General features: G+C 73.1%; 14 protein-coding genes. 5 read left to right on the forward strand and 9 right to left on the reverse strand.

The annotated features are described in order from the left end of the window. Positions 1 to 19: 19 nt before the first annotated feature. Positions 20 to 1465, forward strand: coding sequence for an aldehyde dehydrogenase family protein (locus tag CKY47_RS00440; RefSeq protein WP_306743576.1), 1446 nt, complete (start codon positions 20 to 22; stop codon positions 1463 to 1465). On the opposite strand, the gene CKY47_RS00445 is transcribed toward CKY47_RS00440, so the two are convergent. Then, entirely contained in the window at positions 1455 to 2018 is a 564-nt protein-coding gene (locus tag CKY47_RS00445; RefSeq protein ID WP_306743577.1) for a TetR/AcrR family transcriptional regulator, read from the reverse strand. The two genes, CKY47_RS00440 and CKY47_RS00445, sit on opposite strands and share 11 nt — an antisense overlap. A 100-nt stretch (positions 2019 to 2118) precedes the next feature. On the opposite strand from CKY47_RS00445, the gene CKY47_RS00450 reads away from it, so the two are divergent. Genes CKY47_RS00450 through CKY47_RS00460 form a run of 3 tightly spaced genes read left to right on the forward strand, consistent with a single transcriptional unit; the run spans position 2119 to position 4240 of the window. Then, on the forward strand, positions 2119 to 2910 hold the full coding sequence (locus CKY47_RS00450; protein WP_306743578.1) for an SDR family NAD(P)-dependent oxidoreductase: 792 nt from the start codon (positions 2119 to 2121) through the stop codon (positions 2908 to 2910). Beyond that, the gene (locus CKY47_RS00455; protein ID WP_306743579.1) at positions 2910 to 3269 is read left to right on the forward strand and encodes a hypothetical protein; all 360 of its coding nucleotides are present in this window, start codon (positions 2910 to 2912) and stop codon (positions 3267 to 3269) included. Before CKY47_RS00450 ends, CKY47_RS00455 begins: the two co-directional genes overlap by 1 nt. After that, on the forward strand, positions 3257 to 4240 hold the full coding sequence (locus CKY47_RS00460; protein ID WP_371320589.1) for a cytochrome P450: 984 nt from the start codon (positions 3257 to 3259) through the stop codon (positions 4238 to 4240). The genes CKY47_RS00455 and CKY47_RS00460 overlap by 13 nt, the downstream gene beginning before the upstream one ends. A 33-nt stretch (positions 4241 to 4273) precedes the next feature. Here the strand turns inward: CKY47_RS00460 and CKY47_RS00465 are convergent, their stop codons facing one another. The 4 genes from CKY47_RS00465 to guaB all read right to left on the reverse strand — a co-directional run bounded on the left by CKY47_RS00465 (position 4274) and on the right by guaB (position 9833). Further along, positions 4274 to 5233, reverse strand: a complete 960-nt coding sequence (locus tag CKY47_RS00465; RefSeq protein ID WP_306743581.1) for an MBL fold metallo-hydrolase — start codon at positions 5231 to 5233, stop codon at positions 4274 to 4276. 56 nt (positions 5234 to 5289) lie between these two features. Beyond that, positions 5290 to 7014 carry a GMC family oxidoreductase gene (locus CKY47_RS00470; RefSeq protein ID WP_306743582.1) on the reverse strand — a complete coding sequence of 575 codons (1725 nt, stop codon included), beginning with the start codon at positions 7012 to 7014 and terminating at the stop codon, positions 5290 to 5292. A 110-nt stretch (positions 7015 to 7124) separates the two neighbouring features. Continuing rightward, complete coding sequence (locus tag CKY47_RS00475; protein WP_306743583.1) at positions 7125 to 8258, reverse strand: GuaB3 family IMP dehydrogenase-related protein; 1134 nt, start codon at positions 8256 to 8258, stop codon at positions 7125 to 7127. A gap of 60 nt (positions 8259 to 8318) precedes the next feature. Then, entirely contained in the window at positions 8319 to 9833 is a 1515-nt protein-coding gene (gene guaB / locus CKY47_RS00480; protein ID WP_306743584.1) for an IMP dehydrogenase, read from the reverse strand. A gap of 66 nt (positions 9834 to 9899) precedes the next feature. Here guaB and CKY47_RS00485 point away from each other — a divergent pair, with 66 nt between their 5' ends. Next, positions 9900 to 10349 carry a DUF5319 domain-containing protein gene (locus CKY47_RS00485; protein ID WP_306743585.1) on the forward strand — a complete coding sequence of 150 codons (450 nt, stop codon included), beginning with the start codon at positions 9900 to 9902 and terminating at the stop codon, positions 10347 to 10349. A gap of 57 nt (positions 10350 to 10406) precedes the next feature. Here the strand turns inward: CKY47_RS00485 and CKY47_RS00490 are convergent, their stop codons facing one another. From CKY47_RS00490 to CKY47_RS00505, 4 genes are all read right to left on the reverse strand, one after another. Continuing rightward, on the reverse strand, positions 10407 to 11336 hold the full coding sequence (locus tag CKY47_RS00490; protein ID WP_306743586.1) for an anti-sigma-D factor RsdA: 930 nt from the start codon (positions 11334 to 11336) through the stop codon (positions 10407 to 10409). Then, positions 11337 to 11909, reverse strand: a complete 573-nt coding sequence (locus tag CKY47_RS00495) for a sigma-70 family RNA polymerase sigma factor (RefSeq protein WP_306744508.1) — start codon at positions 11907 to 11909, stop codon at positions 11337 to 11339. Between the two features lie 228 nt (positions 11910 to 12137). Beyond that, positions 12138 to 12734, reverse strand: a complete 597-nt coding sequence (locus CKY47_RS00500; protein ID WP_015805222.1) for a response regulator transcription factor — start codon at positions 12732 to 12734, stop codon at positions 12138 to 12140. An 80-nt stretch (positions 12735 to 12814) separates the two neighbouring features. Then, positions 12815 to 13708 carry a hypothetical protein gene (locus CKY47_RS00505; RefSeq protein ID WP_306743587.1) on the reverse strand — a complete coding sequence of 298 codons (894 nt, stop codon included), beginning with the start codon at positions 13706 to 13708 and terminating at the stop codon, positions 12815 to 12817. Positions 13709 to 13770 lie beyond the last annotated feature (62 nt).

Raw genomic sequence — 13770 nt, forward strand, 5'->3', positions numbered from 1 at the left:
CGGGCATACGGTGTGGTCCATGGACGCCACCACCCCCGAGCCGAGGCCCTGCTGGATCGCCGGACGCGCCGAGCAGGGCGTGCAGGCCATCACCGTCTTCCACCCGTTCGACGGCACGGAGGTGGCGTCGGTCGCCGTGCCCGGACCGGACCAGGTGGAGCGGGCCGTGGCCGCCGCCGCGGCCGTCGCGAAGGACTTCCGGCGCACGCCCGCGCACGTGCGTGCCCGTGCGCTGATGCAGGTTTCCGAAGCGCTGGCCGACCGCGCCGAGGAGATCGCCGAGACGATCACCGCCGAGAACGGCAAGCCGCTGCGGTGGGCGAACACCGAGGTGCAGCGGGCGGTGAACACGTTCCGGTTCGCCGCCGAGGAGGCCCGGCGGTTCACCGGCGACCTCCAGCGCCTGGACACCGACCCGAGCGGCGAGGGGCGGCTGGCCGTCGTGCGCCGGGTGCCGCGCGGCCCCGTGCTGGCCGTGGCGCCGTTCAACTTCCCGCTGAACCTGGTCGCGCACAAGGTCGCCCCCGCCCTCGCGGTCGGCGCGCCGGTGATCGTGAAGCCCGCGTCGGCGACGCCGCTGTCGGCGCTGCTGCTCGGCGAGCTGCTGGCGCAGACCGACCTGCCCGAGGGCGCGTTCTCCGTGCTGCCGGTGCGCGGCGGCGACATGAAGGCGCTGGTCACCGACGAGCGGCTGCCGGTCATCTCGTTCACCGGGTCCACCTCGGTCGGCTGGTCGCTGATGGACGACGCGCCGCGCAAGCACGTGGTGATGGAGCTGGGCTCGAACTCGGCGGCCATCGTGTGCCCGGACTGGCCGGACCTGGACCTGGCGGCCTCGCGGATCGCCACGTTCGGCAACTACCAGGCCGGGCAGTCGTGCATCGCGGTGCAGCGGGTGATCGTGCACCGGGACGTGGCCGGTGAGTTCGTGCCGAAGCTGGTGGCGGCCGTGCGGTCGCTGCGGACCGGCGACCCGCACGACCCGGAGGTCGAGGTCGGGCCGCTGATCGACGAGGACAACGCGCGCCGCGTCGAGGAGTGGGTGGCCGAGGCCGTGTCCGCCGGGGCGACCCTGCACGTCGGCGGCGGGCGGACCGGCACCACGGTCGAGCCGACCGTGGTGCAGGACGTGCCGGAGACGGCGAAGCTGTGGCGCCAGGAGGTGTTCGGGCCGGTGCTCGCGGTGTCCGTGGTGGACTCGGTCGCGGAGGCGTTCGAGCAGGCCAACGCCACCGACTACGGGTTGCAGGCCGGGGTGTTCACGCGCGACGTCGGCATCGCCTTCGAAGCGGCGGCCGAGCTGGAGGTCGGCGGCGTGATCGTCGGCGACGTGCCGTCCTACCGGGCCGACCAGATGCCGTACGGCGGCGTGAAGGGGTCGGGCACCGGGCGCGAGGGCGTGCGGTCGGCGATGGAGGACTTCACCGAGGAGCGCACGCTGGTGCTCACCGGCATCACCGTGTGAGCGCCTTGGCGATCGCCATGAGGCCGTCGACCAGGTCCTCGGGGTCGGAGCCGGTGGACAGGGCGCGCAGCTTGAGCCCCATCACCATGGCGACGACGGCCCCGGCGACCTGGTCGGCGTCCTCGACCCCGATGGACGCCAGCACGGTCGAGGCCAGCTTGTCGTAGGCGGCGAAGCACTCGGCGGCGGCGGCGCGCAGCTCCGGGTCGCGCCCGGCGTTGAGGTACAGCTCGTGAGGCGCGATCCGGTCCGCGTCCGCCCGCGTGGCCCGGCCGACCTGGCACACGACCTCGACGACCTGCTCCAGGTCGTCGCAGCCTGCCTGGTTCTGCCGGGCCAGCTCCGCGAACCGCCGGGTCTCGTCGGCGACGAAGTGCAGCATGCTCTCCCGCAGCAGGTCCTGCTGCGTGGCGAAGTGGTAGGTGATCGAGCCGAGCGAGACGCCCGCCTCCTGGGCGATGCGCCGGTTGGTCACACCGGCGACGCCGTCCTCGCCGATGATCCGCAGCACGGCGCCGACGATCCGCTGCCGGGTTTCGACGGGCTTGGTCATGCCCCCATTGTCCCCTGCCACCCGCTCTCCTCCCGCCACCGGCCGTGCGCCGCCGATGGTACTGTTCGTTCGAACGAACAGTACAACTCCGGGAGGGCTCATGCACGTCAGGGGAACCACCGCACTGGTCACCGGGGCCACCGGCGGGCTCGGGCAGGCCATCGCCCGCGCCCTGGCCGACCGGGGCGCGCGACTCGTGCTGACCGGGCGGCGGGTCGCCGAGCTGGAGCGGGTCGCCGACGCGACCGGCGGCCGCGTCGTGGCCGCGGACCTCGCCGACCCGGCCGACGTGGCGCGCCTGGTGGAGGAGGCGGGCGAGGTGGACGTGCTGGTCGCCAACGCCGCGCTGCCCGCCAACGGCGCGCTGCTCGACTTCACCCCCGAGCAGGTCAGGCGGGCCCTCGCGGTCAACCTGGAGGCGCCGATCGCCCTCACCCACGCCCTCGTCCCGGGGATGGTGGCGCGCGGGCGCGGGCACGTCGTGCACATCGGCTCGCTCGCGGGCAAGGTCGCCTCCGGCCACTCGTCGCTCTACAACGCGTCCAAGTTCGGCCTGCGCGGGTTCGCGCTGGGCATCCGGGAGGACCTGCGCGGCACCGGCGTCGGCGTCTCCGTCGTGGAGCCGGGCATGGTGCGCGACGCCGGGATGTTCGCCGACGCGGGCGGCGTGCCGCCGAAGGGCGTGCGGACCGTGTCCCCGGCACAGGTCGCGGAGGCCGTCCTGGACGCCGTCGAGAAGGACCTGGCCGAGGTCGCCGTGGCACCGCCCGAGCTGCGGTTCGCCGCCACGCTCGGCGGCGCGTTCCCGACGTTCTCCTCCTGGTTGCAGCGGCGGATGGCCACCGACGAGATGCAGCGCCGCATGGCCGAGCCGAACAGGGCGAAGCGCTGATGGCCCGCCCCGCGCCGACGACGGGCGCGCGGGCGGTGGACACCACCGCGATCCCGCACCCCCGGTGGCGGCTGCCGGTCGTCGGCGACGTCGTGGGCACGAGCCGCCGCACGCCCGTGCAGGACTCGATGCGCCTGGGCCGCGGCCTCGGGCCGATCTTCACCCGCAAGTTCCTGGACCTGGAGATCGTGTTCGTGGCCGGCGGGGCGCTGACCGCCGAGCTGGCCGACGAGACCCGGTTCGCCAAGCACCTCGCGCCGGGCGTGGAGATGCCGCGCGGCATCGGCGGCGACGGCCTGTTCACCGCCTACAACCACGAGCCGAACTGGCGGGCCACCACCGGACGATGGTCGAGGTGACCGCGCAACTGGTGGCGAAGTGGGACCGCGGCGGCGAGGTCGACGTGTCGGCGGACATGACCGCGCTGGCCCTGGAGACCACCGGGCGGGTCGGGTTCGGCTACTCCTTCGAGTCGTTCGAGCGGTCCACCGCGCACCCGTTCGTGAGCGCCACGCTCGGCCCGCTGCGGTACGCCCAGCGCCGGAACTTCACGTTCCCGCTGGTCCGCACGCTGTTCGGCGGTCGGGCCGAGGAGCGGTACCGGAGGGACCTGGCCCACCTGGCCGAGGTCGTGGACGAGGTGGTCCGGGCGCGGCGCGCCGAGGGCGGCGGCGGGGCGGACCTGCTCGGGCTGATGCTCGACTCGGGCGCCCTCGACGAGGTGAACATCCGCGACCAGGTCATCACGTTCCTGATCGCCGGGCACGAGACGACGTCCGGCGCGCTGTCGTTCGCCCTGCACTACCTGTCGCGCCACCCGGAGGTGGCCGAGAGGGCGCGGGCCGAGGTCGACGCGGTGTGGGGCGCGGCGGAGGCGCCGGAGTTCGAGCAGGTGGCCAAGCTGCGGTACGTGCGGCGGGTGCTGGACGAGGCGCTGCGGCTGTGGCCGACCGCGCCGGTGTACGCGCGGGAGGCGCGGCGCGGCACCGTGCTCGGCGGGCGGTACCCGCTCGAGGCGGGCCAGTGGGTCCTCGTCCTGCTGCCGCTGGTGCACCGGAACCCGGAGGTGTGGCCGTCACCGGAGTCGTTCGACCCGGACCGGTTCGCGCCGGATCGGGTGCGGGCCCGGCCGGCGCACGTCTACAAGCCGTTCGGGACGGGCGAACGGGCGTGCATCGGGCGGCAGTTCGCGGTGCACGAGGCCACGCTGGCGCTGGGCACGCTGCTGCGCCGCTACGACCTGGTGGCGTCGCCGGACCACCGGCTGCGGGTGGCGGAGGCGCTCACGCTCAAGCCGGAGGGCTTCACCCTCACCCCCCGCCGCCGCTGACCGCCACCGTCGACCACCGGGGCGCGGGCGGGGTCACCGGAGCGCTTCCCGCACCGCGCGCTCCCGCTCCGGCGTCCAGATCCGCGGCCAGTCCACGCCGTCGCACTCGTCCCAGCAGCGCTGCACGTCGAACGGCAGGCACCGCTCGAAGGCCGGCGACCGGCCGTGGCGCGGGGCCAGGGCGGCGTGCGCCGCCCGGAACGCCTCCTTCACCGTGCCGCCGGCGACGTGCACCGACCCGACCGCGCGGCGCAGCTCGTCCAGGAAGTGGCGGGACCGGGCGATCGCGGCCTCCACCCCGCCCCGGTCGCGCGCCGGCGCGCCCCGCCCGCCGACGAGCTGCTCCGCGCCCAGGGCCGCGACCCGGTCCAGCGTCGAGGTCGCCCACTCGTCGTGGAACGCGTCCCCGGTGCAGGGCGCGGCCCCTCCCCCGACGAGGTCGCCCGCGAACAGGACGCGCTGGTGCGGCAGCCACACGAGGACGTCGCCCGCAGTGTGCCCCCGACCGGCGTACCGCAGCTCGACCACGCCCCGGTCGCCGCCGAGCGGGATGGTGAGCCGGTCGGAGAACGTCATCGTCGGCCAGGTCAGGCCCGGGATGCCCGCGGGCTCCTCGAACAGGGCGGGCATCCGCCCGTGCTCGTGGGCCCGGTCGGCGCGACCGCGCTCGGCGATCAGCTCGCGGGTGTTCTCGTGCGCGATGACCTCGTCCGCCCCGAACGCGGAGGCGCCGAGCACGCGCACCGCGTGGTAGTGGCTCAGGACCAGGTGGCGGACCGGTTTGCCGGTGTGCCGGCGCAGCACGTCGAGCCAGCGGCGCGCGGCCTTCGGCGTGGCGCGGGCGTCCACGCAGACCAGGAAGTCCTCCCCCTCGATGGCACCCACGTTCGGGTGTCCCTCGGCGGTGAGGGCGTAGACGCCCTCGGCCAGTTCGACGAAGACCTCGTCCTCGGGCGTGAGGTCGGCGTCGGACGCGAACGGCTTCGGTGCCACACCTCCCATCATAGGCGGTCGCGGTCACCCCCAGTGATGCCCCGTTGACGCAGCGGTCACCCTGACGAGCGGATCTCCACGATCGGCAACCGCAGCGCGCCCGGCGCGTGGGCCGGGACGGCCGGTGCCGCCGGCGGCACCGGCGCGATCCGCCGGTACCCCTCGCCCTGCGCCGGCCGCAGGTCCCGCTCCCCCTTGTTCGGCCACAGCGAGAAGGCCCGCTCGGCCTGCGCCGTGATGGTGAGGGACGGGTTGACGCCGAGGTTGGCCGAGATCGCGGCGCCGTCGACGACCGACAGGGTCGGGTGGCCGTAGGCGCGGTGGTACGGGTCGATGACGCCCGCCGCCGGGTCGGAGCCGATGGGGCAGCCGCCGATGAAGTGGGCGGTGAGGGGGATGTTGAACAGCTCGCCCCACGTGCCGCCCGGGATGCCGCCGATGGCCTCCGCCGCCCGGAGGTTCGCCTCGTGCCCGGCCGGGATGAACGTCGGGTTCGGCTCGCCGTGCCCCTGCCGGGAGCCGAGCTTCCGGCGGCCGAACAGGCCCCTGCCCGGGTACGTGGTGATCGAGTTGTCCAGGCTCTGCATCACCAGCAGGATCACCGTCCGCTCGCTCCAGCGGTGCACGGACAGCAGCCGCGCCAGGCGGACCGGGTGGCGGACCGCCTGCGCCAGGAACTGGAGCAGGCGCGGCGTGGACTTCGCGCCGTCCGTGGCCAGCGTCTGGAGCAGCCCCATGACGTTGCTGCCCTTGCCGTAGCGCACCGGCTCGATGTGGGTCTGCTCGTCCGGGTGGATCGACGAGGTGATGGCCACGCCCTGGCTGAAGTTCCGGTCCTCGTCCACGGTGTAGCGGCCCGCGCCGATGATCGCCTCGGAGTTGGTCCGGGTCAGCTCGCCGAGCCGGTCCGACAGGCGGGGCAGCGCGCCGGTGCTCTTCATCCGGTGCAGGAGTTGCTGGGTGCCCCACGTGCCGGCGGCCAGCACGACCTGCCCGGCGGTGATCGTGCGGCGGCCCTTGCGGAGCTTGCCGCCGGTGCGGCGGGTGCCCACCGCCCACGTGCCGTCCGACACCTGCCGCAGGTCGGTGACGGTGGTGAGCGGCAGCACGGTCGCCCCGTTCCGCTCGGCCAGGTACAGGTAGTTCTTGACCAGGGTGTTCTTCGCGCCGACCCGGCACCCGGACATGCACGCGCCGCACTCGGTGCAGCCGGTCCGGGCGGGGCCCGCGCCGCCGAAGTAGGGGTCCTCGGCCTGCCGGCCCGGCTCGCCGAAGTACACGCCGACCGGCGTCGGGTGGTAGCTGTCGGACACGCCCATCTCGGCCGCGACCTGCCGCATCACGTGGTCCGACGGCGTGGTGGTCGGGTTCTCCACGACGCCGAGCATCCGCGACGCCTGGTCGTAGAACGGCGCCAGCTCGGACTCCCAGTCGGTGATGTGCGCCCACTGGCGGTCCCGGTAGAACGGGGCGAGCGGCCGGTACAGGGTGTTCGCGTAGACCAGGGAGCCGCCGCCGACGCCGGAGCCGGCCAGCACCATGACGTTGCGCAGGGCGTGGATGCGCTGGATGCCGTAGCAACCGATCGCGGGCGCCCACAGGTAGCGGCGCAGGTTCCACGAGGTCTCGGCGAACTCGTCGTCGGCGAACCGGCGGCCCGCCTCGACGACGGCCACCCGGTAGCCCTTCTCCACCAGCCTGAGCGCGGCGACGCTGCCGCCGAAGCCAGAGCCCACGACCACGACGTCGAAGTCGGTGTTGTTACCGGCGAGTTCACCCATGTCCGCGAGGTTAGGCGTAACTTCCGGTAACAGCTAGTTCTCGATCGGTTCAGACGCCCACGCGGAAGAGCCCCCGCCGAGGACGACGGGGGCTCCTGGCGCGAAGCGGGTCAGCCGCGGATGGTCAGGCCGACCTTCTGGAACTCCTTGAGGTCGGAGTACCCGGTCTTGGCCATCGCCCGGCGCAGCGAGCCGAACAGGTTCGTCACGCCCCGCGGGTCCACCGACGGGCCGAACAGCAGGCTGCGCAGGTCCACGACCTGGTCGACGCCGGTCGACACGTGGCTGCGCGGCACCGACGGGTGCGCGGACGCCGCCGTCCAGTACAGCCCCTGCGCGGGCGCCTCCGCCGCGGCGGCCAGCGGTTCGCCCAGCATCACCGCGTCCGCGCCGCAGGCGATCGACTTCGCCACGTCACCGCTGGTCAGCACGCCACCGTCGGCGATCACGTGCACGTACCGGCCACCGGTCTCGTCCAGGTAGTCCCGGCGCGCGGCGGCCGCGTCGGCGATGGCCGTGGCCATCGGCACGCCGATGCCGAGCACCGCGTCCGTCGTCGTCACGCCCGGCGTGTAGCCGTAACCGACGATCACGCCCGCCGCGCCCGTGCGCATCAGGTGCATCGCCGTCCGGTAGTCGCCGACACCACCCGCGATCACCGGCACGTCCAGGTCCGCGATGAACGACTTCAGGTTCAGCGGCTCGCCGTCGCGCGACACGTGCTCCGCGGAGATGATCGTGCCCTGCACGACCAGCACCTCCACACCCGCCGCCAGCAGGTCCGGGGTCAGCTCGGCGGCCCGCTGCGGGCTGACCCGCACCGCGACCGTCACGCCCGACTCGCGCACCTGCTTGATCGCCTCGGCGATCAGGTCCATCCGGACCGGCGCGGAGTGCAGCTCCTGGAGCACCCTCACCGGCGCGGCCGGGTCGTCGGTGTCCTCCACCGACTGCACCAGCCGGAACAACGCCTCTTCCACGTCGCCGTGCCGGGCCCACAGGCCCTCCGCGTTGAGGACGCCCAAGCCGCCCAGCTCGCCGATCGCGACCGCCGTGCCCGGCGACACGATCGCGTCGGTCGGGTGGGTGATCAGCGGGATCTCGAACCGGTAGGCGTCGATCTGCCACGCCGTCGAGACGTCCTTCGAGGACCGGGTCCTCCGGGACGGGATGATCTCGACGTCGTCCAGCTCGTAGGCCCGCCTCGCGGTCCGGCCCATGCCGATCTCGACCAGATCGCGCACCTCAGTCGTCCTTCCGTGGAGCCAGCAGAACCAGTGGACCTTAGCTCAGTGCGACGCGGTTCAGCGGGTCGTGTAGTTCGGCGCCTCGACGGTCATGGTGATGTCGTGCGGGTGGCTCTCCTTCAGGCCGGCCGCCGTGATGCGCACCAACTGCTTCTGCTGGAGGTCGGCGATCGTCTTCGAACCGGTGTAGCCCATGGCCATCCGCAGGCCGCCGACCAGCTGGTAGGCCACCTGGGACAGCGGGCCGCGGAACGGCGTGCGGCCCTCGATGCCCTCGGGCACCAGCTTGTCCTCGGACAGCACGTCGTCCTGGAAGTAGCGGTCCTTCGAGTAGGACTTGCTGTTGTCGCCGCGCCCGCGCAGCGCCGCCAGCGAGCCCATGCCCCGGTAGGTCTTGAACTGCTTGCCGTTGACCAGGACGACCTCGCCCGGCGCCTCGGCCGTGCCCGCGAGCAGGCTGCCCAGCATGACCACGCTCGCGCCGGCCGCGATGGCCTTCGCGATGTCGCCGGAGTACTGGATGCCGCCGTCGCCGATCACCGGCACGCCCGCCGGGCCGCACGCCAGGTTCGCCTCGTAGATCGCGCTGATCTGGGGCACGCCCACGCCCGCGACGACGCGCGTCGTGCAGATCGAGCCGGGGCCGACGCCGACCTTCACGCCGTCCGCGCCCACGTCCACCAGGGCCTGCGCGCCGGCGCGGGTGGCGACGTTGCCGCCGACCACGTCCACCAGGTCGCCCAGCTCCTTCTTCACCCGGGCGACCATCTCCAGCACGTTGCGCTGGTGGCCGTGCGCGGTGTCCACCATGATCACGTCCACGCCCGCCTCGGCGAGCGCCGCGGCGCGGGCGAAGCTGTCCTCGCCGACGCCGATCGCGGCGGCGCACAGCAGCCGGCCGTCCGGGTCCTTCGAGGCGTTCGGGTACTGCTCGGTCTTGACGAAGTCCTTGACGGTGATCAGGCCGCGGATCTTGCCGTCACCGTCCACGATGGGCAGCTTCTCGACCTTGTGGCGGCGCAGCAGCCCCAGCGCGGCCTCGGCGGACACGCCCACCTGCGCGGTGACCAGCGGCCCCTTGGTCATGACCTCGCTGACCTTGCGCGAGTGGTCGACCTCGAACCGCATGTCCCGGTTGGTGATGATGCCCACGAGCTTGCCGCTCTCGTCGGTCACCGGGACGCCGGAGATCCGGTAGCGGGCGCACAGCTGGTCCACGTGCGCGATGGTGTCGTCGGGCGAGCAGGTCACCGGGTCGGTCACCATGCCCGCCTCGGAGCGCTTCACCGTCTCCACCTGGCGCGCCTGGTCCTCGATGGACAGGTTGCGGTGCAGCACGCCGATGCCGCCCTGGCGGGCCATCGAGATGGCCATCCGCGCCTCGGTCACCGTGTCCATCGCGGCCGAGGCCAGCGGGATGCCCAGGGTGACGTTGCGGGACAGCCTGGTACCGGTGTTCACCGCGCTCGGGATGATCTCCGATTCGGCGGGCAGCAGCAGTACGTCGTCGAAGGTCAGTCCCAGCATGGCGAACTTGGGGGGGACTCCGTCAGCGTTGAGCTCGCTGGTCATGGCGGCTGGCTTGCCTTCCGTCGTGCGGTGATCCCGCCGGCGCGGATCGGGTTTCCACAGGCGGCGATGGGTTCAGCCCATGGTATCTGGACGTGGTCGGGGGTCGGCCCGGTACCGTGCGGGGTCGTGCCGCACGACGCGTTGCCACCAGACCCGTTCGCAGGTGATCCGGACGACCCGGCCAGGGCGCTCGGCGAACCCGAACCCGATCACGACCACCCGCCGATGGACGACGAGGAGCGGGCCGAGCTGGTCGGGGACCTCAGCGACCTCGCGGTGTACCAGGCGCTGCTCGAACCCCGTGCCGTGCGCGGGATCGTGGTCGACTGCGGCGAGTGCCAGGAGCCGCACTACCACGACTGGGCACTGCTCAGGTCGAGCCTGGAGCAGCTGCTGGCCGACGGTCGCATGCGCCCGCACGAACCCGCGTACGACCCCGACCCGGCGGCCTACGTCAGCTGGGAGTACTGCCGCGGTTACGCGGACGGGGTCACCGCGACCGAGAGCGCCCGCTGACGGTGTGACGAAGCCCGCCCCCGTCGGGGAGCGGGCTTCGTCACACGCGGTTCGCGCTCACCGCTCGGAGGTGCTCTGCGTCTCCGCCTGGCCGGCGGACTGCCCCGCGTTGCCCGGCGACTCCGTCTCGCCGCGCGAACCCGTCGGATCACCGGACACCCCGCCGGTCGGCAGGACCGGGGCGGTCGTCGTGGTCGTCGTCGGGACCGTCGGCTCGGTCGGCTGGACCGGGAGGACCGGGGTGGTGGTCGGGGACGTCGGCGACGGCAGGTCGCTCGGCTTGACCGGGACCACCGCCGTGCTCGACGGGACCGGCGTGGCCGGCGTGGTCGTCGGGGTCGCCGAGGTGCTCTCCAGCATCTGCTTCTTGAGGGACTCGTGCGTCTGGGCCAGGTCGTCCTTGCCGTCGTCGTGGGAGACCGACCCCAGGTACTGGTCCGCCTTGTCGAGGGCGTCCTTCGCCTCGTCGTAGCGGCCCTCGCGCAGTGCGACGGTCGCCCGGTCGAGGTCGCTCCTGACCGTCACGGCGGCCTCGACCGACCGCGCGTGGTCGGAGTAGAGGACCCTCGTCAGGCCCCAGAGCGTGTCGCCGGGCTGGGCGTCCCTCGCGACCAGGCTCATCCCGGTGAACGCGATGGCCAGCACGGCGGCGGCGCTCGCGAGGGGGATGAGGAAGCGGTGCCTGCCCCGCGCCCGGGGGCGTGCCGCGGCGATGGTGGCCACGGCGGTGTCGGTGTCGACGAGTTCGCCCACCGGGCGGCTGTCCACCTCGCGCCGCCACGCCAGCAGCAGCGCGTTCAGCTCGTCCCCCGCGAGCGCGTCCGCCTGCTCGGTGTCGCGCCCACCGAGCGCGTCCAGCAGGGCGTCGTCAGCCCGGATGCCCGCGAGGTCGTCCCCAGGACCGACCAGGGTGTCATCCGGTTGCGGCGGTCTCTCATCTCGTCCGCGCACGACTTCTCCGTTGCCCTTCTCGTGCTGGTCAGCCACTCAGACCACCTCCTCCGAAGCCAACGTCTTGCGCAGCCGGGCCAGGGCGCGGTGCTGCGCCACCCGGACCGCGCCGGGCGTGGACCCGACCGCGTCGGCGGTCTCCTCGGCCGACAGGCCGACGACCACTCGGAGCAGCAGGATCTCCCGCTGCTTCTCGGGAAGGACTTTCAGGAGGACGGCCATCCGGTCGGACAGCTCACCCTGCATGGCCCGCTGCTCCGGACCCGCCTCCGTCTCGGGGGCGTCCGGCACCTCCGGGACCGGCTCGGACCGGTTCCGGGCTGCGGAGCGATGCGCGTCGGCCACCTTGTGCGCGGCGATCCCGTACACGAACGCCAAGAACGGCCGACCCTGGTCGCGATAGCTGGGCAGGGCCGTCAGCACCGCGAGACACACCTCCTGGGCCACGTCGTCCGCCGAAGCGAAAGACCTCTCCTGCCTTCCGACACGGGCGCGGCAGTACCGCACCACCAAGGGGCGGATGGATGCCAGGAGCCGCTCGATCGCGTGGCGGTCGCCTTCGACGGCCGCGCCCACTTCGGCGTCCAGTCCGTCCCCCAAGTTGGTCATCGCAGACAACAGCCCTGGTGTTACGCGTAGGCGTACCGACAACGAACGGCACGGGACGATCTACGTCGCCCGCACCGGCGATGCTTACCGTACCGGTCCGAACGCGGGGTGTCGGGCAACGGGTACGCGGAGTGCGCGTGACCAGCGGACACGCCGTACGCAACGAGCCGGCCCGGCGACGATGACGTCGACCGGGCCGGCAAGAGGAAGGAGCCGGTGTGACCCGCCTTACGAGACGAGGCCGCGCCGGAAGCCGTGCGCGACGGCCTGGGCGCGGTCGCGCACGCCGAGCTTGCGGAACAAGCGCCGCGCGTGCGTCTTCACCGTGTCCTCGGACAGGTAGAGCTCGCGCCCGATCTGCCCGTTGCTCTTGCCCTGGCTCATCCCGCGCAGCACCTGGAGCTCGCGCTCCGTCAGCTGCACGCCCGGGTCGGACGGCTGGCGCGGCGCGGGCACGCTGGTGCTCGCGAGGGTGTGCGCCAGCGCGGCCACCAACTCCGGGCGCGAGGCGTCCCAGCGGAGGTAGCCGCGGGCCCCGCCGGCGATCGCGGCGGCGATGCTGCCCGCGTCGTCCGGTGCGCCGAAGACGATGACGTTTGCCTGCGGGTTGGCCGAGACGAGTCGCCGGGTCGCTTCGACCCCGGTCGGCACGGCGCGCTGGGTTCCCACCAGTACGACGTCCACCGGCTGCCTGGAGAAGCGAGCCAACAACTCGTCACCGTGCGCTACGCAGTCGATGCGGCTAACCCCGGGGACAGCCGACATCACGCGGGTGAGACCCTCCCGCACACTGCGCCGGTCGTCGCAAATAAGGACCGTGGTCACGGGGACTCCTTCCTGCAGCCGAGTGACGTTCCATATCCCCTATCGGACGCTAGGGGCCGAACCTTGACACGATCCGGTGCTTAATCCGTCAAGAACTTCGTCTCAGCGTCTGCGTTCGGGGGTTCCCCGGAACGGAGCAGCGAAGTCGGGACCCACGGCGAGTGGGCCGCCAATCGTCGGCTGATCGGATCAGCTCTGCGCAACACGCAGCTCAGAGCACTTTTCGCACTCTTCCTCACGTTCCAGTTTTCCGCAGAAGTGCGGTCTACCTGGACATTTGCGAGCACGAGTGCCGCCGGCCAGGACAACGAGAGAAGGCCCATCCGGTCAGTGTGAGTTAGGTCACAGTGCAGCATTCGGGTCCCCCTGTCAACGCTTTCGGGGGTCCCGACGACCACCAGGGCGGTACCCAGGACGAGGTCCGACTTGAGGGTGTGGCGCAGGGCGCCGGCCTCGCGTGCGAGTGACGCGGCCGTCTCAGCCGGGGCGACGGCTCGCTCCGCGTGACCGGCGGCCAGCTCGACCTCGGCGGCCACCCAGGCGTGGCGGACGCGCGCCCGCCAGCCGACCGGCTCGACCCGGGCGTGCAGCCGACGCGCCTCGACGAGCCTGCCCGCACCCAGCGCGTCGGCCGCCAGCCCGAGCAGCGCGTCGGTCCGCGCCCCCGCCGCGTCCACCCCGTCCACGTCCACCCCACCCCCGCGCGGGGCGCGCGCGAGCGCCACCGCGTCGAGGCGGCGCGCGGCGGCGTGGCCGCCCAGCTGGCGGCGGTGCGAGGCGAGCGTCGAGGCCGCCAGCGAGCCGAAGAGCCCACCCGCCGCGATCAACTCCCCCAACGCGGTGGCCGCCGCCGCGTAGTGCCCCTGCCCCCCGAGCACGACGGCTGCCAGCCACCGCTCCTCCGGGCCGCCGCGCAGCCCGCCCCACACCTCGGCGTCGGGCCGGTCGCCGAACGCGGCACGTCTCAGTTCCACTCCCCCATCCTGCAGCCACCCCCCGACAACCCCGGCCGCCGGACCTGGACGCAGAACCCACC

Origin of the sequence: Saccharothrix longispora (assembly GCF_030852425.1) — a bacterium.
Lineage (GTDB): Bacteria > Actinomycetota > Actinomycetes > Mycobacteriales > Pseudonocardiaceae > Actinosynnema > Actinosynnema longispora.